Genomic DNA, 23,348 nt, shown 5'->3' on the forward strand with positions numbered 1-23,348 from the left:
CTCCCGGCGGCCTCTCGGCGCCGCCCGCGCGGCGCCCCGCCGGACGCGCGGAAGCCCGCCGATCACTCCCCCGGCCTCCCGTCCGGTAGGGCGTGCGCCGGGCCCCGCATCCCCCTCGGGCACGGCATGTGCCGCCCGTGTATGCCGTACCGGGGAAAAACAGTCGGCGAGACCTGGTACCAATGACCGGGTGAGCGAAGAGCTGATGCTGCGCGAAGAGGCCGAGGAGCGGCTGCGGGCGCTCGCCGGGGAGCACGCCCGGTTGCGCGAGGACCAGTGGGCGGCCATCAAGGCACTGGTCATGGACCGGCGCCGGGTGCTCGTGGTGCAGCGCACCGGCTGGGGCAAGTCGGCCGTTTACTTCATCGCCACCGCGCTCCTGCGCGAGCTGGGCGAGGGGCCGACCGTGATCGTGTCGCCGCTGCTGGCCCTGATGCGCAACCAGATCGCCGCCGCCGAGCGCGCCGGGATCACCGCGGTCACCGTCAACTCGGCCAACCCCGAGGAGTGGGAGCAGGTCTACAACCAGGTCGCCGAGGGCGAGGTCGACGTGCTGCTCGTCAGCCCCGAGCGGCTCAACAACCCCGACTTCCGCGACCACGTGCTGCCCGAGCTCGCCGAGAGCGCGGGCCTGATCGTGGTCGACGAGGCCCACTGCATCTCCGACTGGGGCCACGACTTCCGCCCCGACTACCGGCGGCTGCGCACGATGTTCGAGGAGCTCACCGAGGGCGTGCCGATCCTCGCGACCACCGCGACGGCCAACGCCAGGGTCACCCGCGACGTCGCCGAGCAGATGGGCGAGGAGACGCTCGTGCTGCGCGGCGCGCTGGAGCGCGACAGCCTCCACCTCGGGGTCGTGCGCCTGCGCGGCGCCGAGCAGCGGCTGGCCTGGCTCGCCCAGACGCTGCACGAGCTCCCCGGTTCCGGCATCGTCTACACGCTCACCGTGGCCGCCGCCCAGGAGATCGCCGCCTACCTGCGCGAGCAGGGCCACGAGGTGATCGCCTACTCCGGGCAGACCGAGCAGGCCGAGCGGCTCGCCGCCGAGCAGGCGCTGCTCGACAACAAGATCAAGGCGTTGGTCGCGACCTCCGCGCTCGGCATGGGATACGACAAGCCCGACCTCGGCTTCGTGGTGCACGTCGGCGCCCCCCAGTCCCCGGTCGCCTACTACCAGCAGGTCGGCCGCGCGGGCCGAGGGGTCGAGCGGGCCGAGGTGATCCTGCTGCCCGGCGCGGAGGACCGCGACATCTGGGCCTACTTCGCCTCGCTGGCCTTCCCGCCCGAGCCCGTCGTGCGCGCCGTGCTCGCCGCGCTGGAGGAGGGCGGCGTGATGTCCACGGCCGCCCTGGAGAACCGGGTGGACCTCAGCCGGAGCCGTCTGGAGACCATGCTGAAGGTCCTCGACGTCGACGGCGCGGTGCACCGGGTCAAGGGCGGCTGGGAGGCCACCGGCGAGCCGTGGGCGTACGACGCCCCGCGCTACGCCAGGGTCGCCGCCGAGCGCGAGGCCGAGCAGCGGGCCATGCTCGAATACCTCGACACCACCGGCTGCCGCGAGGAGTTCCTGCGCCGCCGCCTCGACGACGACACCGCCTCCCCCTGCGGGCGCTGCGACAACTGCACCGGCGTCCACCGCTCGCCCGAGGTGGACGAGCGGGCCGTACGGTCGGCCGCCGACCGGCTGCAGCGGCCCGGGGTGGACGTCGAGGCCCGCAAGCAGTGGCCGACCGGGCTGGCCGACCTCAAGGGCCGGATCAAGCCGGAGCTGGGCGCCGAGCCCGGAAGGGTGCTGGGCAGGCTCACCGACATCGGCTGGGGAAACCGCCTGCGCGGGCTCCTCGCCGACGGCGCCCCCGACGGGCCGGTTCCCGACGACGTCTTCGCCGCCGTGATCAAGGTGCTGTCGTCCTGGGAGTGGGCCCAGCGCCCGGTCGGCGTCGTCGCGGTGCCCTCGGGCAGCCGTCCCCAGCTCGTCCGCAGCCTGGCCGAGCGGCTGGCCCAGGTGGGGCGCCTGTCCTACCTGGGCGACCTCGGCTACCGGTCGGGCCCGCCGGGACGGCAGTTCAACAGCGCGCAGCGCGTCCAGGCGATCAGGGGCACCCTCGCCATGCCCGCCGCCCTGGGCCCGGCCGTCGCCGGGGCCGGAGGCCCGGTCCTGCTCGTCGACGACCTGGTCGACACCGGCTGGACGATGACGCTGGGAGCCGCGATGCTCCGTCACGCCGGGGCCCCCGCCGTGCTGCCCCTCGCCCTCGCGGTCACGAGCTAGAAAACGGCCGGGAGCCTGGCCGGGGGAGCCCGGCCGGGAGGAGTACGACCGGGACGAGACGGCGGGCCCCGGGAGGGCACGGTCTCCGGACGGGCGTGGCCTCCCGGAAGGTGCTGCCTCTGGGAAGGTGCGGCCTCCGGGAGGGCGTGACCCTCAGGAGGAGACGCGGTCCCCGGGAGGGCGCGGCTCCCGGGAAGGTGCGGCCCCGGGAAGAGGCGTCCCTCAGGAAAGGCCGAGGTCGACGTAGTCGTAGTCGGAGAAGGCGTGGCTGACGTGCACGTTCGTCAGGCGCTCGCCGCGGAGCAGGACGCGGGTGTCCCACTGGACGGGCAGCACGACGGCCTGCTCCATGACCGCGCGGTCGACCCGCGCCCACAGCTCCTCGCGCCGGCCGGGGTCGAGCTCGGCGCCGGCCTGGTCGATGAGGTAGTCGACCTCGGGCAGGCGCACGCTCACGTTGAACGACAGGCCGTCCTCCAGGATCTCCCGGCTGTCGGCCAGATACGGCAGGTAGCTGGCGCCCTCCGGCCAGTCGGCGGTCCAGGCCCGGACGGAGAGGCCGATCTTCTCCTTTCGCAGGTACGAAGGGCTGCCGCCGTGCTGGGCCGTGTGGTCGGCCTGGGACAGGCCCCTGAGCGTGAGCCGGATCCCGACGCGTCCCAGGGCCGTCTTCAGGGCCTCGGCGGCCTTCCGTTCGGCGGGCTGTGCGGCCCGGAAGATGATCGTGGCCGCGAAGCCGCCGGGCCGCCCGCACGCGGCCAGCTGCCCGCGAGCCCCGGCCACGTCGCCCTTGCCGGTCTGGTACAGGTTCAGCGGGCGGTGCCCGGAGATGGTCGGGGGGAGCAGCCCGGTGGCGATCGTGCCCGCGCGCAGGCCGCGGCCGTAGGCGTCGCGCAGGGCCTCCCGGTCCGCCGCGGCGAACACGGCCCTGCGGCAGGCCACGTTGTCGAAGGGCAGCACCTGCGGGTTGATCGCGACGTACCGCAGCCAGCCGATCGTGGGCGCGTCGGCCCGCGCCCTGAGCGCGGGGTCGGCCGCGATCCGCTCGGGCAGGTTCGCGCTCGCGCCCGAGTCGAGGTCCAGGTCGAGGTCGCCGGAGACGAGGCCCTTGTCGACGGCGTCCTGGTCCATGTCGAAGGTGATCTCGTAGCGGTCGGGCAGCGCCCGGCGGTTCGGGTCGGTCGCCGCCGACCAGTGGGGGTTGCGGACCAGGACGAGCCGCTTGCCCCGCTCCGCGCTCTCGAACTCGTAGGGACCCGAGGAGAGCACGTGCTTCTCGTACGCCGCGCCGGTGTCCTTCGCCTCGGGGACCGGCATGGTCTGGGGGACCTGGGCGACGTGGTCGAACGCCCCGTGGGGCTTCCTGAGGTGGAACACGACGGTCCGGTCGTCCGGGGTCCGGATCGCGCCGTCGGTGTCGGCCTTCGGCGACGCGAAGTAGCCCCGATAGCCCGAGGGCAGGTTCAGCAGCTCCTCGAAGTGGTACGGGCCCCGGCTGAGCGTGTCCTTGCCGATCGCGCGGAGCACGGCGTGCTTGACGTCCGCGGCGACGATCGGCGTGCCGTCCTCGTACTTCAGGCCCGCCCTGAGCCGGTACGTCCACGTCCTGCCCCCGTCGCTGGGCACGCCGAGGCCCTCCGCGAGGTCGCCCACGAGTTCCCGGCCCCCGGCGCCGGGAGCGGGCCGGTACATCGTGAGCGAGCGTCCGTAGAGCCGCGCGACGTTCCACAGCGACGGGTAGTAGGTGTTGCCCGGGTCGAAGGAGTCGGCGACGAAGCCCGCGCCGAACCGCATCGTCCCGCCCCTGCGCGCCGAGGGGTTGACGACCGAGGCCGAGGCCGCGTCGAAGCCGGTCGGCGCGGGCTTCGTCGTGGGCTTCGGCGCCGACCGCGGGACGGCGGCCGGCGCGCCGGACGGCAGGACCAGCCAGGTGGCGACACCCAGCACGCACGCGGCCACCAGGACCGAGACGACGGTGAGGATCCGGCGGCGTCCCGCCGTACCGGCGAGCCGGGCGAACCGGTCGAGTCGGCCGAGCCGGGCGGGTGACGGCGAGGAGAACCCGGTGGAAGGCGTCGTGGGAGACGATTCCCGAGACGGAGCGGGGGACGGGAGGGAGGAGCGGGCCGGGACCGGTGCGCGGCCGGGCAGGGGAGCCGGTGCCGGGAACGCGGCGGCGGACCCCGGCGCGCGGGGTGGCGGGGGAGCCGGTGCCGGTGTCAGGTCATCGGCGGCCGACCCCGGCGCGGGGGGAGGGAACGGTCCGGCGGCCGGCGCGGGACCCCCGGCCGCGCCCAGCAGCATGTCCAGCACGTCGGACGAGCCGGGCCGGGAGCGGGGATCCTTGGTGAGGGCCGCCTCCAGCAGCGGTCGCAGCGACTCCGGCACGCCGGACAGGTCCGGTTCGGCGACGAGGATGCGGCGCATCACCACGGCCAGGTTGCCCAGCCCGAACGGCGGTCGCCCGGTCGCCGCGAACACCATGGTCCCGGCCCAGGCGAACACGTCGCCCGCCGGTCCGACCTCCTGCTCGTGGAACTGCTCGGGCGCCATGTAGGCGGGCGTGCCGACCAGGTCCGTGGTCAGGCTGTACGCGGCGTCGAGGGCCCTGGCGATGCCGAAGTCGATGACGCGGGGGCCGTCGGGCCCGAGCAGGACGTTGCTGGGCTTGAGGTCGCGGTGCACGATCCCGGCGCGGTGGATCGCGGCCAGCGCGGTGGCGGTGGCGACGGCCAGCCTGACCAGCGCGTACTCCTCGCGCGGGCCCTCCCTGGTCACCACCTGCTGCAGTGACTCGCCGTCGACGTACTCGCTCAGGATGTACGGCCGGTCGCCGGTGACGTCGGCCCGCAGCACCCGGGCGGTACAGAACGGGGCGACCCGCCGGGCGGCGTCGGCCTCCCGCTGGAAGCGCCGCTTGGCGTGCGCGTCGTCGGAGAGCCTGGCGTGCAGCACCTTGAGCGCGACGCGTTCTCCCTCGGGCGTGCGCGCCAGATAGACCACGCCCTGGCCGCCCTCGCCGATGAACCCGACCAGCCGGTGCGGGCCGATCCACTCCGGGTCACCCGGCCGCAGAGGGCGGGGCTCCGGCATGCGTCACTCCAGGGGGTCGCCGCGAACATGGTCCGGCCACAGTATTGGATCCCCGGCTGGAGCGGAAAATCCGGAAACGCCCCTCGCGGGCGGGTCAGAGACGGGGGCGGGCGCCCAGGTGCGAGATGGCCCGGGAGGCGAGGTGGCAGCCGGAGGCGAGGGCCTCGGCCGGGGGCTTGCCGCCGAGCCAGGCGGGCAGGAACCCGGCGGTGAAGGCGTCACCGGCACCGGTGCCGTCGACCACGCGCTCCACGGGCTCGGCGGGGACCTTGATCGGGTCGGGGCGGTTGTTGGCGTACCAGAGCGCGCCCTCGTCGCGGAGCTTCACGACGACCTGGGGGAACCAGGCGGTGAGGACCTTGGCCGCGGCGGCGGGGTCGTCGCGGCCGGTGAGGACCTTGGCCTGGTCGGCGTTGGCGAACAGCAGCTTGGCGCTCTGCGTCCACTCCAGGAAGGGCTCGGCGCCGGTGCGCTCCAGGGGCGCGGAGGAGGAGCAGTCGACCGAGACGGACATCCCCGAGCGGCGGGCCATCTCCAGGGCGGCCATGCCGGCGTCGCGGGAACCCTCGTTGATCAGGGTGTAGCCGGACAGGTGCAGGTGCCCGCCCTGGGCGAACAGGTCGCGGGGCAGGTCCTCGGGCGACAGGGCCGCGTTCGCGCCGGGGTCGGACAGCATGGTGCGCTCGCCCTTGTGGGTGACGAGCACGACGCAGGTGCCGGTCGGGCGCTCGGGGTCCATGACGAGGCGGGCGTCGACGCCGTAGCCCATCAGCTCCATGTCGCGGTTACGGCCCGTGATGTCGGCGCCGCGTCGTCCGATGAAGGCGACCTCGGTGCCCTCGACGGCGAGCCAGGAGGCGATGTTGGCACCCGAACCACCGCCGTGCATGGTGACGATCGCCGGTGTGTCGCTGGCCCTGGCCAGCGGGTAGCGAGCCCGCGCGACCGCGTCGGTCATGAGATCGCCCACCACGACCACCCGCGTCATGATGTCACCACCTTGCTGCCTTCGATGCCGACGTGCCTCTAGACATGCTTCAAGCCATACCTCTGGTCGTGCCTCTAACCGCGAAAAACTTAACAGCTTCCGGCCAGCGTATGGGGTCTTGACCGGACACCGGACCGCAGTCGATGCACAAGCGTTGCGTGAATCCGTCCGGGTGGTCTGTCAGACGAGATTCGCGTCTACTCTCGGGACTGTGGAGGCTGCTCAGTATCCCGCTCACTGGGAGGCGGACGTCGTTCTGTCGGACGGCGGCACCGCCCACGTACGCCCGATTCGGCCCGCCGACGCCGACCGGTTGCGTTCCTTCTACGGCCGGCTGTCCGACGAGTCGATCTACTTCCGTTTCTTCGGTCCCCGGCCGCGGCTGTCGGAGCGGGAGATCACCTGGTTCACCAACGTCGACTACGAGAGTCGCGTGGCGCTGATCGCCACGATCGGCACCGAGATGGTGGCGGTCATCCGCTACGACCGGATCGAGCCCGGTGAGGCCGAGGTCGCCTTCCTCGTCGAGGACGCCCACCAGGGCCGGGGGGTCGCCTCGGTGCTCCTCGAACACCTGGCCGCCACCGCCAGGGAGAAGGGCATCGCCCGCTTCGTCGCCGACGTGCTGCCCGCCAACCAGAAGATGATGGCGGTGCTCAAGCAGGTCGGCTACACCGCGCAGAGCCGCTTCGCCGACGGCGTGGTCAGGATGACCCTCGACCTCACCCCGACCGAGACCGCCCAGGAGGTGACCGCCTCCCGCGAGCACCGCGCCGAGTCCCGCTCCATCGAACGGCTGCTCTCACCTGGTTCGGTGGCGGTCGTGGGAGCGGGCCGCGAGCCGGGCGGCATCGGCCAGACCGTGCTGCGCAACCTGCTCGGCGCCGACTTCGCCGGCCCTGTCTACCCCGTGCACCGCGAGGCGCGCGCCCTCGCGGGGGTACGCGCCTACCCGAGCGTGACGGCCATCGACGGCGAGGTCGACCTCGCCGTGCTCGCCGTACCCGCCGACGGGGTGATCGAGGTGGTCAAGGAGTGCGCGGAGAAGGGCGTGCGCGGGCTGATCGTGGTCTCCTCCGGGTTCGGCGAGACCGGCCCCGAGGGCCGGGCCAGACAGGACGAGCTGGCACGCATCGCCCGCGCGTACGGCCTGCGGGTCGTCGGCCCCAACTGCCTCGGCATCGCCAACACCGACCCCGCGGTCAGGTTGAACGCCACCCTCGCCGCGACCCTCCCGGAGCTCGGCCGGGTCGGCTTCTTCAGCCAGTCGGGCGCCCTGGGCACCGCGCTGCTGCAGCGGGTGGCCCAGCGCGGCATGGGAATCTCCTCGTTCGTCTCGGCGGGCAACCGCGCCGACGTGTCGGGCAACGACCTGCTGCAGTACTGGGAGGAGGACCCGCGGACCGACGTGATCCTGCTCTACCTGGAGTCGCTGGGAAACCCCCGCAAGTTCGCCCGCCTCGCGCGGCGCATCTCGCGCCGCAAGCCGATCGTGGTCGTCAAGAGCGGCGGCACCACCCAGGACGTGCCCACCGGCCACGCCGCGCCCGTGCTCGGCCTGCCCGACACCGCGCTCAGCGCGCTGTTCGAGCAGGCGGGGGTGATCAGGGTCGACGACCTGATCCAGCAGTTCGACGTGGCGCAGCTGCTGGCCTACCAGCCGCTGCCCGCCGGCTCCAGGGTCGGCCTGGTCAGCAACTCCGACGCGATGGCGCTCCTCGCGGCCGACGCCTGCGTACGGGTGGGCCTGGAGCCCCGGCCACCGGTCAACCTCGGCGCGCGGGCCTGTCCGGAGGAGTTCGGCGAGGCCCTGACCTCGGTGATCCCGGACGTGGACGCCGTGGTCGCGATCTATATGCCGCCCATCCCCGGCGACGGCGCGAAGGTCGCCTCCGAGCTGCTGCGCGCCTCCCGCGACTGCGGCAAGCCGGTGCTGGCCACCTTCGAGGGCAGGATCGGCATGCTCGACGAGCTGCGGGTCGGCGCCGTGCCCGGCCGGGGCTCCATCCCCTCGTACGCGGCGCCCGAGGAGGCGGTCCGCGCGCTCGCCCACGTCGTGCGGCACGCGCGCTGGCTGGAGCGGCCCGCGGGACTGCCCGAGGAGATCGAGGGCGTCGACACCGGCGCCGCGCGCGACCTCGTGCTCGCGACGCTCGGAGACGCCCCGGCCGAGATCGACGCCTCGGAGTTGCTCGCCCGCTACGGGGTGGAGGTCTGGCCGGCGGAGACGGTGGAGTCGCCCGAGGAGGCCGTCGAGGCGGCGTCGAGGCTCGGCTGGCCGGTCGTGCTGAAGGCGGCGGGCCCCGAGGCGGCCATGCGCGCCGGGACCGTGCGCCTTGGGCTGTCCGGCCCCGACGGGGTGCGCGACGCCTACGCCGACCTGACGCGCCAGCTCGAACCGGAGGCGGTGCTCGCGGTGCAGCGGATGGCCCCGCAGCCCGCGGTGCCGACCGTGGCCGGGGTGATGGACGACCCGGCCTTCGGCGCGGTGGTCTCCTTCGGGCTGGGCGAGATCACCGCCCGGCTGCTGCGCGACGAGGCGTACCGGCTCGCCCCGCTGACCCGCGAGGACGCCGCGGCGCTGGTGAGGTCGCCCAGGGCCGCGCCCCTTCTCCTCGGCGAGTACGGCTACCCGCCGGTCGCCGTCGAGGCCCTGGAGGACCTGCTGATCCGGCTCGGGCGGCTGGCGGACGACCTCCCCGAGGTGGCGCGGCTCACCCTCGACCCGGTGCTGGTGGGGGAGTCCGGGGTGATCGTGCTGGGCGCCCGTGCCGTGCTCCGCAGCCACGAGGGCCCGCGCCCCGACGGCGGTCCCCGGCGCCTCGGCTAGGCGCGCCGGCCTGGGAGGCCGGGTACGCGGCGGGCGCGGGTCGAGCCCTCGTCTCCCGGCCGGGACGCGCCCGCCCTCCCGAAGGCGACGGCCCGCCCGCACGTGTCCCGGGGGCGGGAGCCGACGCCGCCGGGACGTCGCGCTCGTCGGCGCCCCTTACATTCCGGTACATTCCGGGCGCGAGGATCCCTTCCCGGCCCGATCGACGGTCCGGACGGGACCTCCTAGCCCGGTCGCGGGGTCGCGGGGACGATCTGGACCGAGCTGGCGACGGTGGCGGGCGCGGGACCGGTCTCCATCGCGCCCTCCGCGCCGGGGGCGGCCCTGCCCGTGCGGTCCTGGACGGCCCGGTCGGCGTGGACGGCCCTGCCGGACGCGGTCAGCGTCCCCGAGGCGTTCCGCGACACGGCCACGCCGACCGTGATCCGGGGAAGCTGGAACCCGGGGGCGGCCGGCTCCCGCGTGTCGCAGCCGACGGTCCCGGCCGCGATCCGGCACCTCCAGCCCGCGCCCGAGGCGCTCACCGGGGTCAGGCCGGAGGGGAAGAGATAGGTGACCTCGGTCGGACCGGTGATCCCGGCGAAGCCGGGGGCCGCGGTGACGTCGACGGAGAACGTGCCGACGCCGCCCGCCTCGAACGGGCCGTCGTGAACCGTGGTGAGGATCAGGTCGCGGGGGAGGTCCGCCCCCAGGGTGGGCGGGCCCATCGCGGTCGCCGTCGCGGTCGTCATGGCGGCCGTCACGACGGTCACCGGAACGGCCGCCGCGAGGCGCGAGAGCCCGGTCCGCCACGCGGGCCGGACCCGTCGTGGCGAGTCCGGCCGCGCTGTCCCGCCCTGCTTCACCGAGTCCGGTCGTACCATCCCGCCCTGCTCCACTGAATCCGGTCGCGTCACCCCGCCTCGCTTCACTGGGGCCGGTCGCGTCACCCTGCTCACCTTGCCCCGTCCCGCTGAATCCGCGCCGTCACCGGCCATATTCCCTCGCCCCCGATTTCGGTAGGGATTCACCGTTCCCGGCACGGTTTTCCGGCACGGCGAGAAGCATTCCCGGATATGTCAAACGAGGCGGGGAATACGGAGAATCGCCCGTTACCGCTGCCCGGGACGGCACGCGCACGCCACCGCTACTGCTCCCGGTAACCCCGATGCGATCACGCCAAACCGGGCGGAGGGTAAAACCGCGGGCCGGACGGGCTCCCGGCGGCCCCAGGAGCACCCCCGATGACGCCTTCCCGGCCGGAAGAAGCCGGTGGCGGGCCGCATCACGATTTGCACCGTCGGCCGAAGCTCACGTGCTCCCGGTGAAAGCGCTGCCCCGGACAGGGCAGGATGGACCCATGAGGGAAACCCGACTCTCGTCCGCCGGCCTGCGCGACGCCATCGACCGCAGTGGCTACTATCCCGACCTGGTCGCCGACGCGGTCGATTCCGCGCTCGGCAAGGAGCAGGTGGGCGCCTACGTCGTGCACCACGAGGCCACCTTCGACCCGGCCATGGAGGTGCGCAGGCACGTCACCGTGCTGGTGCTCTCCCCCACCCGGCTGCTCGTCTGCCACACCGACGAGCACCCCCCGGTGGAGGGGGTGTCGGCGTCCCACGCCTCCACGACCACCGAGGCCGTGCGCCTCAGCCGGATCCAGTCGGTCGCGGTCACCCGGGTCGTCCCCGACCCCGCCTCCTACGTGCCGGGAGTGCCGCCCACGGAGGTCACGCTCACCATCGGCTGGGGAGCCATCTCCCACGTCGACCTGGAGCCGGCCACCTGCGGCGACGAGAACTGCGACGCCGACCACGGATACACCGGCGCCATCACGGCCGACGACCTCTCCCTGCGGGTGAGCGAGGCGGCCGACGGGCCGGAGGCCGTCTCCCACGTGCTGGCCTTCGCCAAGGCGCTGTCGGAGGCCACCGCCCGCACCGCCTCGTGAACCCCCTGGTCCCCGCGTACGGGACGGCCTCGCTCGCGGACCTGTCCTCCTCGCTGCTCGCCGCGGTCGGGGCGGACGGCGACAACCCGCTGGACCTCGCCCCGGCCGGGCGGGTCCTGCTGTTCCTCGTCGACGGCATGGGCGCCGAGCTGCTTCGCGCCCACCCCGGCGTCGCGCCGTTCCTGTCCTCCCTGCCCGGCGGGGTGTCCGGCGGGGTGCTCACCGCGGGCTTCCCCGCCACGACCGTGACCAGCCTGGGCACCCTCGGCACCGGCGTCCCGCCGGGCGGGCACGGCATGCTCGGCTACCAGCTCGCCGTGCCCGGCGCCGGATACCTGCTCAACTGCCTGCGCTGGACCGCCCCGGGCCCCCTCGTCGAGCCCGGCGAGTGGCAGCCCACCCCGACCGTCTACGAGCGCGCGGTGGCGGCCGGGGTCCCGGTCAGCTACGTCGGCCCGGCCAAGTTCGAGACCACCGGTTTCAACCGGGCCGTCTACCGGGGCGTGCGTTTCGTCGGCGCCGACGAGGTCGACGACCGGATCGAGGGGGTCCGCCACGCGCTGGCCGCCGAACCCCGGGCCCATGTCTCGGTCTACTACGGCGACCTCGACTCCACCGGCCACCTCACCGGCTGGGGCTCCCCGGCCTGGCTCGACCAGCTCGCCCTGGTCGACCGGATGGCCGAGCGGCTGGCGGAGACGCTCCCCCCGAACTCGGCGATGTACGTCACCGCCGACCACGGCATGATCAACGTCGCCGACCGCGTCGACATCGACACCCTCCCCGCGCTGCGCGAGGGCGTCACCCTGCTCGGCGGGGAGGCCAGGGCCCGTCACCTCTACACCGCCCCCGGCGCCTCGGCGGCGGTCCTCGACACCTGGCGCGAGGTCCTCGCCGGAAAGGCGTGGGTGGTCTCCCGGGAGGAGGCGGTCGAGTCCGGCTGGTTCGGGCCGGAGATCCGCCCGGAGTGGCTGCCCAGGATCGGCGACGTCCTCGCGGTGCCGTACACCGACTGCGCCCTCGTCGCCTCGGTCGCCGAGCCGCACGAGGCGGGGTTCCTCGGCTGCCACGGCTCGCTCACCCCCGCCGAGCAGCACGTCCCCCTTCTAGAGGTCAGCACCCGTTGACATCCCCCCACAGCCCAAGCCGGGATCTTCACGCTGGAGGTATTCGATGAGCCCGCTGATCACCCCCGCCGAACTGGCGGGCCTGACCGGGGTGAGCGTCCTCGACGTGCGCTGGAAGCTCGCCGTCCTGCCCACCGGCCCGGCCGGGATCGACTCCTACCGCGAGGGGCACATCCCCGGCGCGGTCTTCTGTGACCTGGAGACCGACCTCGCGGCCCACCCCGGGCAGGGAGGCGAGGGGGGCCGCCATCCGCTGCCCTCCGCCGGGGCGTTCCAGGAGGCGATGCGCCGGCTCGGCGTGTCCGGCTCCCGGACCGTCGTCGTCTACGACGGGGCCGACTCCACCGCGGCCGCCGCCCGCGCCTGGTGGCTCCTGCGCTACTTCGGCCACCCCGACGTGCGGGTCCTCGACGGCGGCCTGCGCGCCTGGGTCTCCGAGGGCCTGCCGGTCTCCGCCGAGGAGGGCCGCCCCGAGCCCGGCGACTTCGAGGCGCGGCCGGGCGGGATGCCGGTGCTCGACGCCGCGCGGGCCGGAGGGCTCGCCTCCGACGGGGTGCTGCTCGACGCCCGCGCCGCCGAGCGCTACCGGGGCGAGGTCGAGCCGATCGACCCGGTCGCCGGGCACATCCCGGGCGCGGTCAGCGCCCCCACCGGCGAGAACGTCGACCCCTCCGGCCGCTTCCACCTGCCCGACTTCCTGCGCGAACGCTTCAACACCCTGGGCGTCGTCCCCGGCGTGGAGGTCGGCGCCTACTGCGGATCCGGCGTGACGGCCGCGCACGAGGTACTGGCCCTGGAGGTGGCCGGCATCCCGGCCGCGCTCTACGTCGGGTCGTGGTCCGACTGGGTGACCGACCCCTCCCGGCCGGTCGCCACCGGCTGACCGCCCCGGGGAGCCGCCCCTTTCGGAGCGGTCGTCACCCGCCGGCCGCTCCGGACGACCGGCTCATCCTCGCCGGTCGTCACCGGCTGACCGCTCCGGAGGGCCGACCTCTTCGGAGTGGTCGTCATCCATCGGCCGCTCCAGGTGACCTGCTCCTCCTGGCCGGTCGTCACCGGCTGACCGCCCCGGGGGCCGGGTCCTCCGGAGCGGTCGTCACCGGCCGGTCGCCGCACCCGAAGCAGACGAAGCCCGCCACACCGGTCTTCCCGCTCGCGACGGCCAGCGCCGCCGCGGGCGGGGCGCCCGCGGCCAGCGCCCCGTGGAAGGCGGTCATCAGCGTCAGCGTCTCCTCGTCGCGCACCGGCACCAGGCTCGCCACCACGCACCGCGTCCCCAGCGACAGGAACGTGCCCGCCAGCCCCAGGGGCGCCCCGTCCGCGGGAGCGTGCGCCATCCCCGCGTCGCACGCCGACAGCACCACCAGCGCGGGCGGGGTGCGCAGCCGCAGCAGGTCGTACGCCATCAGCGGGCCGTCGTCGAGGTCGATGCTCGACAGCAGCGGGCTGCGCGGGGAGAACATCCCGTGCGCGGCCAGGTGGGCCACGTCGGCCCGCTCCAGCGCCGCCATCACCTCCGCCCGCCGCGCCGCCACCCGCTCGGTCCCGGGATGGCACTCGCCGACCATGCGGGCCTCGGCCCGCGCGTACCGCAGCCCCGGGCCCGCCACCGCCACCGGCACCGCCGTCTCCCGGCCGTCGCGCACGGCCGGCACCCGCCACCCGGCCAGCCAGGCGGCGGCGCTGGCCGCCACGGTCACCGGCCGGTCGGCGTTCATCGGCAGCAGCGGCCAGGGCAGGGTGTGCAGCGTCCCCGTCGGCACGACCACCAGCGGCCGGTCGCCCAGCCGGTCGCGCAGCGAGCCGAAGAGGAGCCGCTCCAGCTCCGCGGCCTCCGCGCCGGGCTCGGGGGCGCTCCCGTCGAGCAGGTGCGTCCTGCGCAGCCCGTAACGGAGACGGACGGTGGCCTCGGCGACGGCGGGGAACGGGCCGAGGCGGCGCAGCGTCACGCGGTCCCCGGTGACCACGACGGCGGCCAGATCGCCCTCGTGGCGGACGAACTCCACCAGGACCGACTCCCCGAGCGCCGCCCGCAGCGCGGCCAGGCCGGGCGCGAGCGGCCGGCCCACGCCCCCGGTGACCGCCCGCCACCGCTCGGCCCAGGCCAGGACCGCGCGGCCCCGCCCGGTCCGCATGGCCAGGGCCAGCCCGAACCCGGCCAGCGGCTCACCGGCCCTGGCGGCGTGCGCGCGCACCACCGGATCCTCGAACGTCCTCGTCCCCGCGCCCACCTCCGCCAGCCCGGCCAGCACCGCGGCGAACGCCCCTTTGCGGTCTCCCGCCAGGGACCGCCGCAGCGCCGTCGCCTGGAGGGCGACCACCCCGCGGCCCGAGCGGGCCAGGAGGGCGAGCTGCTCCTCGGCGGACGGCCGGTCGCCCAGCCGGAGCGAGACCTCGGCGGCGGTGAGCCTGAGCGCCGCCGAGGTGTCCCCGTGCCCGGCGGCGTCGAGGGCGTCGGCGCACGAGAGCATCGCGGCGGGCAGCCCCGGCGAGGGCGGGTCCAGCGCGAGCCGGGTCCGCAGGATGATCTCGTCGGCGACCGGAAGCAGCACCGTCCGCCCCTGCGCGGCCAGCTCGCGGGCGGCCAGCTCCGCGCTCTCCCGGGCGCGGCGCGGATCACCGGTGCGCAGCTCGACCCTGGCGAGCAGGAGGAGGGCCTCGGCCAGGGCCGTGCCCGCGCCCGCCGCCGCCAGCTCGGGAACGGCCATCTCCAGCAGCACCCGCGCCTCGCCGGGCAGATGGGCGCCGACCAGGGCCTCGGCCAGGTCGCAGCGCACCGTCGCGAGCCGTTCCGGATAGCCGACCAGGATGCTCTCCGCGCGCCGGTAGGCGCTGAACGCGGCGGGCAGGTCACCGCGCCGCGCGGCCAGGAACGGCAGGTTGCCCTCGGCGAGCGCGAGAACGTGTTCCAGGCCGGCGTCCCTCGCCAGCTCCGCGCACCGGCTCAGGTCGGCCTCCGCCGCTCCGAACTCCCCGAGGAACACCCGGGCGAGCCCGCGGTTCAGCATCGCCCCGGCGAGGAACCTGACGTCGCCGCCGAGGACGGGAACGGCCCGGTCGCAGTGGTCGACGGCCTCGCGGTAGCGGCCGAGCCGCGCCAGGGCCACGGCACGGTGCACGCCGAGCTTGCCCACCTCGGCCGGGGTCAGACCCGGCTCGGCGTCCGCGGCGACGGCCAGTGCCTGCTCCGGGTGCCCCAGCTCCGTGCGGACGTGGACCAGCGACAGCCGCGCCTGGGCCGCCCGGTGCGGCAACCCCGCCGAGAGCGCGATCCGCACCGCCCGGCGCAGCCGCTCCTCGGCGAACGGCAGGTCGCCCAGCTCGCGCGCCGCCACCGCCAGCGCCCGGTGCGCCACCGCCTCGGCCTCGCAGTGCCCGCACCCCGCGACACCGGTCGCCTCCCGGCAGGAGGCGGGCAGCGCGGCGAGCGTGGTGAGCACGGTGCGGGCGAGGGCGAGGGCACGGGCCGGGTCGCTGCCCGAGAGGTCGACCGCGTGCTCGGCGGCGGCGAGCGCCTCGTCGGCGGTCACCTACGGGCGGATCCGGGTCCAGCTGGTGACCACGGGGGCGCCCTCGGGCCGGTGGCACACCACGCTGAACCAGCCCGGCGGCAGGCCGGTGACGGCGAACTGGCCCGTCGGGGACAGCGTGCGCGACTCGGTGAGGTGCAGGGTGCGGATCTCGACCAGCGTGCCCGCCTCGGGGCAGGGGGAGATCTGGCCCGCCAGGTCGACCAGGCCGTCCAGGGAGGTGACCTCCAGCTCCACCGTGAGCCCGCCGGCGGTGAACCTCAGCAGCCGGGGCTCCTCGGCGGACCGGACACCTCGCGGCACGGGCGTGGACACGGGGCGGGCCGTGGTGGCGTCGGGCAGCCGCAGGCCGAAGGCCGCGCGGGCGGCGGCCGTCACCCGCGCGGGCACCGGGTCGCTCCCCGAGGCCAGGCGCAGCGCGGCTATCAGGGACTCGTCGTCGATCGCCGTCGGATGTCGTGTCACGGTGTCGCCTCCCGGGCGGTGAGCAGGGTGCGGAGCCGGTTCAGGCAGCGGCCCCGGGTGGGGCCGTAGCTGCCGCTGGGCATGCCCAGGCGCCCGGCCAGCTGGTGGACGCCCGCGTCGGGGGCCGTGGCCATCAGCCGGAACAGCGAGCGGCACGGCTCCTGCATCTCGTCGACGGCCTGCCAGAGGCGGCGGCCCTCGTCGGCGCTCAGCACGGCGAGCGCGGGATCGGCGTGGGCGTGCCCGGCGCCGGCCGGGGCGAGGTGCGCGTGCTCGGCGTCCGCCGGGTCGGCGACCAGCCGCTCGCCCCGGTGCCGCCTGCTCAGCAGGGACGCCTCGCGCTTGGCCGTGGTGAACAGCCAGGGGCCGATCCTGTCGGGGTCGCGGATGGTGTGCAGGCTCTCCAGCAGCCGCAGCCAGGTGCCCTGCACCGCGTCGGCGGCGTCCGCCGGGCTCAGGTCGTAGGCACGCGCGGCCGACCACAGCAGCCCCTGGAAACGGGTGACCAGCTCGTCCCAGGCCGCCTGGTCGTCGACCAGGATGGCGTCAAGCGTGTGCTGGTCGCCCACCGGCACCTCCATGACCGCGTAGAACACTCTGGGTGTTCGCGTGAAGACTTTGGGTGAGACTTTAGCCGGGCGTGGGCACGACGACTCCCAAATCGGGGATCCGCCTGCTTCCCGACGGGTCGAGGACATGCTTCACCGCCTCCCGGGACGGCCGGTCCGCGCACGCCGCGGCGATCGCCCCGCTCACCAGGGCGGTGGCGAAGGAGGTCCCGCTCCAGCGCGCGTAGCCCTGGAACGCCCCGTGTTCGAGGAAGGTGCTGGACAGCCACTCGCCCCGGGCGCACGCGTCCACCCACGGGCCGTACGCCGAGAACGGGGCCCGCGCCTCCCCGCCGGCGTCCAGGGCCCCGACGGCGATCACCCCGGGTGAGGCGGCGGGCCAGAAGGGACGGTCGGAGGCGGTGTTGCCCGCGCAGGCCACCGTGACCGTGCCGGACAGTCCCTCCAGGGCGGCCTCCACGAGCGGGGAGGGCCGGTCGTCGAAGGTGTGCCCGCCGAAGGACAGGTTGAGCACCCGCGGCGGTTCGGCCCGCAGCCGTCCCAGGACGTGCAGCAGCCCGGCCTCGTCCCCGATCCCGTGGCCGTCCAGCACCCGGATCGGCCGCAGGTGTGCCAGCGGGGCCGATCGCAGGATCAGCCCGGCGACGAAGGTGCCGTGCCCCGCCTGGTGGTCCAGCTCGCCGTCGCCGTCCGAGTCGGGTGTCTCGGCGGCCTCCCGTCCCCGTTCCAGGAACCACGGCCTCTCCTGCCACCAGGGGTGCTCCGCCAGGCCGGTGTCGGCCAGCGCCACCGTCACGGCGCTCGCCGAGGGCCCGGCCGGGGCGGCCTCGGGCGCGGGGAGGGCGGCGCGTGGGAAGGGGCGGGAGGCCGGGCCCCCGAAGTAGAGCGGCTGGCCCGTCAGGACGTGGTTGGGGGAGGCCCGGACGCCCCGTGCCCGTACCGACGCCACGAGGTCGCAGACGTCCACGCCCGGCGAGAGCCGCACCCGGTAGATTCCTCCGGTCTCGGTGACGGCGTCGGCCCAGCGGGCGGTGGCCGCGAGGCCCGAGGCGTCGGTTAGCAGCTGGCCTTTCCTGATCAGGGCGGGCGAACCGGGGATGGGTTCGACCCGTTCGATACCGGTATTCATCTGGTCCTCCGGGGGGCGATCACCAGTTCGTGGGGTTCTTCTCATTCCCGAGGATGCCCCGGCCAATTGTCCGCGCCGCAACATCTCGGTATGACCCCCCTCTGGTGCGGCGTCACAACCGACGGTAGTCTCTCCTTCAGTCACTTGTGATCATCCTGGTATGAGGCCGTTGGGGAAGGCGCACCTCGTACGAAACGGGAGGTCCGGTGTCTGCTCGTGGCGTGCTTTACGTCCACTCGGCTCAGCCTGCGCTGTGCCCTCATATTGAATGGGCGGTCGCAGGTGTCCTTGGCGTGCCCGTGGACCTGACCTGGACGCCGCAGCCCGCCGCGCCCGGTCACGTGCGCGCGCAGGCCGAGTGGGAGGCCCGTGTCGGTACCGCGGCGGCCATCACCTCGTCGCTGATGGGCTGGCAGCGGATCCGCTTCGAGATCACCGAGGACGCCTCGCCGGGTGCCGACGGGACCCGGCACGCCTACACCCCCTCCCTAGGCGCCTTCACGGCCGTGGTCGGGGCCACCGGCGACATCCTGATCCCGGAGGACCGGCTGCGCTCGGCGATGCTGATGGCCCGCCAGGGCCGCGTGGTGCTGGAGGAGGAGCTCGACCGCCTGCTGGGCAAGCAGTGGGACGCCGAGCTGGAGTCGTTCCGCTACGCGGGCGAGGGCGCTCCGGTCCGCTGGCTGCACGCCGCCGTCTGATCGGGCCCGTCCTGACCGGTACGGTCCGCTCTCTCGCGGAGGACGGCCGCCCCGGACGCGGTTTTGGAACGTGCCCGGCGGCCGTCCCGGCGAGACATGGCGGCCACCGGGGACAACCTCGCGGCCCCTCGCGGCCTCGTGACCATTCGTGAGCCCTTACGTGGACTCGGGTGAACCTAGGCGTACTTTGGCGGACTTGAGTGGACTTGAGTGGACGGCTCCCACCGGCCGTCCGGCCACGGTCGTTCCGCTCCGGGGGACGGCGTCACCGCGCGGCGGTGCCTCCCGCCGCGGGGGAAGGGCGGCGGGAAACGGGTGAGCCCCCGCCGGCGGGACCGGCGAGGGCTCGTCGAACGACCGTCAGAGGGGGATGTTGCCGTGGGCGCCCCTGGCGGGGGTCGCCTGGGCCAGGACCCTGGCGATGGCGCCCCGGGTCTCCTCTGGCTTGACGACCTCGTCGATCACGCCGAGCTCGATGGCCCGGTCGAGGCCGCCGGCGAGGATCTCGTGCTCCTCGGCGAGCCTGGTCTCCAGGGCGGCGCGCTCCTCCTCGGGCACGGCGGCGAGCTCGCGGCGCTTGAGGACACGGACCGCGGCGATCGCGCCCATGACCGCGATCTGGGTCGTCGGCCAGCCGAACACCCTGGTCGCGCCCAGCGAGCGGGAGTTCATCGCGATGTAGGCGCCGCCGTACGCCTTCCTGGTCACCAGGGTGATCCGCGGTACGGAGGCCTCGGCGAAGGCGTGCAGGAGCTTGGCGCCGCGGCGGACCACGCCGTCGTGCTCCTGGCCGACGCCCGGCAGGTAGCCGGGGACGTCCACCAGGACGACCAGCGGCACCCCGAAGGCATCGCACATCCGGACGAACCTCGCGGCCTTCTCCGCCGAGGCGGAGTCGAGGCAGCCGCCCAGACGCATCGGGTTGTTGGCCACCACGCCCACGGTCCGGCCCCCGAGGCGGCCCAGGGTGGTGACGACGTTGGGCGCCCACTTGGCGTGCAGCTCCACGCCCGGCTCGTCGAGCAGGCCCGTGACGAGCGGCTTCACGTCGTAGGCGCGGCGCACGTTCTCGGGAAGCAGACCGGAGAAGTCGACCTCCTCGACCTCGGCGCGCACCCGGCCCTGGTGACCGAGGAGCACCGCCAGGCGGCGGGCCTGCGCGTAGGCGTCCGTCTCGGTCTTGGTGACCACGTGGACGACGCCGCTTCGCCTGCTGTGCGGCTCGGGACCGCCCAGGCCGGCCATGTCGATCTGCTCGCCGGTGACGCTGCGGACCACGTCGGGGCCGGTGACGAAGATGCGCCCCTCGTCGGCCAGGATCACGATGTCGGTCAGCGCCGGGCCGTACGCGGCACCTCCGGCGGCGGGACCGACGACCACGGACAGCTGCGGCACCACGCCGGAGGCGCGGGTCATCGTGGCGAAGACGCGGCCGACCGCGTGCAGCGACTCCACGCCCTCGGCGAGGCGGGCGCCGCCGGAGTGCCAGACGCCGATGACGGGAACCCGCTCGCGGACCGCGACGTCGTAGGCGTGCACGATGTGCTCGCACCCCTCGGCGCCCATCGCGCCGCCCTGGACACGGGCGTCGCTGGCGAACGCGACGACCGGCACACCCTCCACGCGGCCCGTCGCGGCGAGGACGCCGCTGCGGTCGACCGGCGAGATCAGGCGCACCGAGCCCTCGTCGAGCAGGGCGGACAGACGCGCGTGGGGGTCACGGGGATCGGGAGGGTCCTGTCCGGCCTCCTCGCTCACCACCCTGTTGTCGAGCGCGGTCATCAGCTACCTCCAGCATGGAGACCCCGGATGTCAGTCCCGGGCGGGAAACGCGGCGCGTCGCCGCACGATGGTGGCAGGGGCGCGGCCTCCCGGCATCGAGAGCCGGGCGGCCGGACCTGCCGCTGGGCCGGCGGGATGTGAAGCCTGTGGAGGCCGGGTGAGACCGTCGGCCGGTTTCCCGTCCCCCCCCCGCCGCGACCGGGACGACGAACGGAACAGCGGTCGCCCGCGAGGCGGGAAGGCCGGCCTGTGAGGGCCGAGACTCCCCGGCTCGCGTCGCGGGAGGGGGCGGCACGAGCTCCCTGTCAGAGGGAGGTCGACATGAACTCCCTGTCAGAGGGAGGTCGGCACGAGCTCCCTGTCAGAGGGTGGTGAAGGCGACGGCGACGTCGTGTCCGCCGAACCCGAAGGAGTTGTTGATGGCGGCGATCTGGCCGTCGGGCAGAGCGCGCGGCTCGTCGCGCACGATGTCGACCTCCACGCCGTCGTCGAGGTCGTCCACGTTGATCGTTCCAGGGGCGCGACGCTCGTGCAGGGCGAGGACGGTGAAGACGGACTCGATGCCGCCGGCGCCGCCGAGCAGGTGACCGGTCATCGACTTGGTGCCGCTGACCAGGGGGTGGTCGCCGATGACCTCCTTGATCGCCATCGTCTCCACCACGTCGCCCGCCGGGGTGGAGGTGGCGTGCGCGTTCACGTGCTTGATGTCCTGGCCCGTGATGCCGGCGTCCTCCAGGACGCGGCGCATGGCCAGCATGACCCCGGCGCCGGTGGGCTCGGGCTGCGCGATGTGGTGGGCGTCGGCCGAGTAGCCGACACCGGCGGCCACGGCGTAGATCGTGGCGCCGCGCGCGAGGGCGTGCTCCTCGGACTCCAGCACCAGGATGCCCGCGCCCTCGCCGAGGACGAAGCCGTCGCGGCCCTTGTCCCACGGCCTGGAGGCGCGCTGCGGCTCGTCGTTGCGGGTGGACATGGCGCGCATGGCGGCGAAGGACCCGATGTTCAGCGGGTGGATGGCCGCCTCGGTGCCGCCGGCCACGACCACGTCGGCCCGGCCGGAGCGGATCATCTCGATGGCGTACCCGATCGACTCGGCGCCGGTGGCGCAGGCGCTCACCGTGGCGTGGACGCCGGCGCGCGCGCCGACCTCGATGCCGATCCAGCCCGCCGAGCCGTTCGGCATCAGCATGGGGACGGTGAACGGTGAGAGCCGCTGCCAGCCCTTCTCCTTGAAGGTGTCGTAGGCGGCGAGGATCGTGGTGATGCCCCCGATACCGCTGCCCACGACAACGCCGAGCCGCTCGGGGTCGACCTTGTCGATCGCGGCGTGCGCCCACGCCTCGCGGGCCGCCACCAGTGCGAACTGCTCGGCCCGGTCAAGTCGCCGTGACTCCGGCCGGGGCAGGACCTCGGTCGGGTCCACGGCGGAGAAGGCGGCGAACTTCACCGGGACGGAGTCGACCCAGTCGGCGGTGATGGTGCTTACCCCCGACTGACCGGCGAGGAGCGCCGACCAGGTCGAGGCGACGTCTCCACCGAGGGGCGTGGTCGCGCCGAGCCCGGTGACGACGACACGTACCTGGTCTGTACTCACTGCTGCGCTCCTTGTGAATCGCTGGTCATGTAGGTCGGAGGGAGAAGCCGGGACGTCTCAGCTCTGGATGAAGTTGATGACGTCCTTGACGGTCTTGAGGTGCTTGAGCTGGTCGTCCGGGATCTCGACGCCGAACTCGTCCTGGGCGGCGACGGCGATCTCGACCATGGACAGCGAGTCGATGTCGAGGTCGTCGACGAAGCTCTTCTCCGGGGTGACCTCGGCGGCCGGGATCCCGGTGATCTCATTGATGATCTTGCCGATGCCGGCGAGGATCTCCTGCTCGGTCAGAGCCATGTCGGGTGTTCTCCTTGCGATCGGTTTCTTCTTGTTTCCCGTGCGGTGGGGCCGCGCGGAAGCTTCTGAGGGTGCCTCAGGGGATCTCGACGACCTGGCCCGCGTAGGTCAGGCCCGCGCCGAAGCCCAGCAGCAGGGCGAGCCCGCCCGACCGCACCTCGCCGCGCTCGATCATCCGGGACAGGGCCAGCGGGATCGACGCGGCGGAGGTGTTGCCCGCCAGGACGATGTCCTTGGCGACGACGGCGTTGTCCGCGCCGAGCTTGCGGGCGATCGTCTCGATGATGCGCAGGTTGGCCTGGTGGGGTACGAAGGCGGCGAGGTCGGCCGGGTCCACCCCGGCACGCTCGCAGATCTCCTTGGCGATGGGGTGAAGCGCGGTGGTCGCCCAGCGGAACACGGTCTGGCCCTCCTGGTGCAGGAAGGAGTCACGGTCCTTGATGATGATCGCGTCGAACTTGTCACCGGCGCTGCCCCAGACCACCGGGCTGATCCCCGGGGTGTCGGAGGGGCCGACGACCGCGGCGCCCGCGCCGTCGGCGAAGATCACCGCGGTGGCCCGGTCGGTCCAGTCGATCCACTGGGAGAGCTTCTCGGTGCCGACGACGAGCACGTGGGTGGCCGAGCCCGCGCGGATCGCGTCGTTGGCGACCGCGAGCGCGTAGCAGAAGCCCGAGCAGGCGGTGTTGACGTCGAACGCGCCGGGGGCGTCGATGCCGAGCCGCGTGGCCACCCGGCCCGCGGCGTTGGGGATCTGCGTCTCCAGCGTGCAGGTGGCGACGATCACCAGGTCGATGTCGGAGGCCGCCAGGCCGCTCGCGGCGAGGGCCTTGCCGCCGGCCTGCACGGCCAGGTCGATCTCGGACTCGCTGTCCGGGGCGATCCGGCGCTCCTTGATGCCGACGCGGCTCTGGATCCAGGCGTCGTCGGTCTCCATGGTCGCCGACAGGTCGTCGTTGGTGACCACGTTGGAGGGCTGGTAGTGGCCGAAGGCCAGGATCTTCGCGCCGGGCGCGCCCTGTGAGATCTTCATGCGGC

The 23,348-nt window shown here is 74.2% G+C and carries 17 protein-coding genes; 6 read left to right on the plus strand and 11 right to left on the minus strand.

Annotated features, from left to right (window positions below; all coding sequences use genetic code 11):
* Positions 1 to 205 precede the first annotated feature (205 nt).
* Complete coding sequence (locus ACFFRH_RS38930; RefSeq protein WP_344747933.1) at positions 206 to 2,275, plus strand: RecQ family ATP-dependent DNA helicase; 2,070 nt, start codon at positions 206 to 208, stop codon at positions 2,273 to 2,275.
* Positions 2,276 to 2,497: 222 nt separating this feature from the next.
* Here the strand turns inward: ACFFRH_RS38930 and ACFFRH_RS38935 are convergent, their stop codons facing one another.
* Together ACFFRH_RS38935 and ACFFRH_RS38940 are read right to left on the minus strand one after the other, a co-directional pair.
* A complete protein-coding gene (locus ACFFRH_RS38935; protein ID WP_386162546.1) occupies positions 2,498 to 5,368 on the minus strand; it encodes an ABC transporter substrate-binding protein in 2,871 nt (956 codons plus the stop codon).
* Between the two features lie 94 nt (positions 5,369 to 5,462).
* The gene (locus tag ACFFRH_RS38940; protein WP_344747912.1) at positions 5,463 to 6,356 is read right to left on the minus strand and encodes a carbohydrate kinase family protein; all 894 of its coding nucleotides are present in this window, start codon (positions 6,354 to 6,356) and stop codon (positions 5,463 to 5,465) included.
* A 211-nt stretch (positions 6,357 to 6,567) separates the two neighbouring features.
* Here ACFFRH_RS38940 and ACFFRH_RS38945 point away from each other — a divergent pair, with 211 nt between their 5' ends.
* Positions 6,568 to 9,186, plus strand: coding sequence for a bifunctional acetate--CoA ligase family protein/GNAT family N-acetyltransferase (locus ACFFRH_RS38945; protein ID WP_344747910.1), 2,619 nt, complete (start codon positions 6,568 to 6,570; stop codon positions 9,184 to 9,186).
* A 224-nt stretch (positions 9,187 to 9,410) separates the two neighbouring features.
* On the opposite strand, the gene ACFFRH_RS38950 is transcribed toward ACFFRH_RS38945, so the two are convergent.
* Positions 9,411 to 9,929: a hypothetical protein gene (locus ACFFRH_RS38950; protein WP_386162550.1), complete on the minus strand. Its 519-nt coding sequence runs from the start codon at positions 9,927 to 9,929 to the stop codon at positions 9,411 to 9,413.
* Between the two features lie 596 nt (positions 9,930 to 10,525).
* Here ACFFRH_RS38950 and ACFFRH_RS38955 point away from each other — a divergent pair.
* Genes ACFFRH_RS38955 through ACFFRH_RS38965 form a run of 3 tightly spaced genes read left to right on the plus strand, consistent with a single transcriptional unit; the run spans position 10,526 to position 13,126 of the window.
* The gene (locus ACFFRH_RS38955; RefSeq protein WP_344747908.1) at positions 10,526 to 11,116 is read left to right on the plus strand and encodes a DUF5998 family protein; all 591 of its coding nucleotides are present in this window, start codon (positions 10,526 to 10,528) and stop codon (positions 11,114 to 11,116) included.
* Positions 11,113 to 12,243 (plus strand): alkaline phosphatase family protein, encoded by a 1,131-nt coding sequence (locus ACFFRH_RS38960; RefSeq protein WP_344747907.1) that lies wholly within the window; start codon positions 11,113 to 11,115, stop codon positions 12,241 to 12,243. The genes ACFFRH_RS38955 and ACFFRH_RS38960 overlap by 4 nt, the downstream gene beginning before the upstream one ends.
* 46 nt (positions 12,244 to 12,289) lie before the next feature.
* On the plus strand, positions 12,290 to 13,126 hold the full coding sequence (locus ACFFRH_RS38965; protein ID WP_344747906.1) for a sulfurtransferase: 837 nt from the start codon (positions 12,290 to 12,292) through the stop codon (positions 13,124 to 13,126).
* A gap of 169 nt (positions 13,127 to 13,295) precedes the next feature.
* Here ACFFRH_RS38965 and ACFFRH_RS38970 read toward each other — a convergent pair whose 3' ends face one another.
* The 4 genes from ACFFRH_RS38970 to ACFFRH_RS38985 all read right to left on the minus strand — a co-directional run bounded on the left by ACFFRH_RS38970 (position 13,296) and on the right by ACFFRH_RS38985 (position 17,936).
* Positions 13,296 to 15,773, minus strand: a complete 2,478-nt coding sequence (locus tag ACFFRH_RS38970) for a CHAT domain-containing protein (RefSeq protein WP_386162555.1) — start codon at positions 15,771 to 15,773, stop codon at positions 13,296 to 13,298.
* Positions 15,774 to 16,238 carry a hypothetical protein gene (locus ACFFRH_RS38975; protein WP_344747904.1) on the minus strand — a complete coding sequence of 155 codons (465 nt, stop codon included), beginning with the start codon at positions 16,236 to 16,238 and terminating at the stop codon, positions 15,774 to 15,776.
* The gene (locus ACFFRH_RS38980) at positions 16,235 to 16,807 is read right to left on the minus strand and encodes an RNA polymerase sigma factor (protein ID WP_344747903.1); all 573 of its coding nucleotides are present in this window, start codon (positions 16,805 to 16,807) and stop codon (positions 16,235 to 16,237) included. Before ACFFRH_RS38980 ends, ACFFRH_RS38975 begins: the two co-directional genes overlap by 4 nt.
* 61 nt (positions 16,808 to 16,868) lie before the next feature.
* Entirely contained in the window at positions 16,869 to 17,936 is a 1,068-nt protein-coding gene (locus tag ACFFRH_RS38985) for a S8 family peptidase (protein WP_344747902.1), read from the minus strand.
* A 206-nt stretch (positions 17,937 to 18,142) separates the two neighbouring features.
* Here ACFFRH_RS38985 and ACFFRH_RS38990 point away from each other — a divergent pair, with 206 nt between their 5' ends.
* Entirely contained in the window at positions 18,143 to 18,637 is a 495-nt protein-coding gene (locus ACFFRH_RS38990; protein ID WP_344747901.1) for a DUF3145 domain-containing protein, read from the plus strand.
* A gap of 360 nt (positions 18,638 to 18,997) precedes the next feature.
* On the opposite strand, the gene ACFFRH_RS38995 is transcribed toward ACFFRH_RS38990, so the two are convergent.
* The 4 genes from ACFFRH_RS38995 to ACFFRH_RS39010 all read right to left on the minus strand — a co-directional run bounded on the left by ACFFRH_RS38995 (position 18,998) and on the right by ACFFRH_RS39010 (position 23,343).
* Positions 18,998 to 20,419, minus strand: a complete 1,422-nt coding sequence (locus ACFFRH_RS38995; protein WP_344747899.1) for an acyl-CoA carboxylase subunit beta — start codon at positions 20,417 to 20,419, stop codon at positions 18,998 to 19,000.
* A gap of 361 nt (positions 20,420 to 20,780) precedes the next feature.
* Entirely contained in the window at positions 20,781 to 22,013 is a 1,233-nt protein-coding gene (gene fabF, locus ACFFRH_RS39000; protein ID WP_344747898.1) for a beta-ketoacyl-ACP synthase II, read from the minus strand.
* Positions 22,014 to 22,070: 57 nt separating this feature from the next.
* Positions 22,071 to 22,310: an acyl carrier protein gene (locus ACFFRH_RS39005; RefSeq protein ID WP_344747897.1), complete on the minus strand. Its 240-nt coding sequence runs from the start codon at positions 22,308 to 22,310 to the stop codon at positions 22,071 to 22,073.
* Between the two features lie 76 nt (positions 22,311 to 22,386).
* The gene (locus ACFFRH_RS39010; protein WP_344747896.1) at positions 22,387 to 23,343 is read right to left on the minus strand and encodes a beta-ketoacyl-ACP synthase III; all 957 of its coding nucleotides are present in this window, start codon (positions 23,341 to 23,343) and stop codon (positions 22,387 to 22,389) included.
* Between the last annotated feature and the right edge of the window lie 5 nt (positions 23,344 to 23,348).

The sequence above is a fragment of the Streptosporangium vulgare genome, from assembly GCF_042428775.1.
Classification (GTDB): Bacteria; Actinomycetota; Actinomycetes; order Streptosporangiales; family Streptosporangiaceae; genus Streptosporangium; species Streptosporangium vulgare.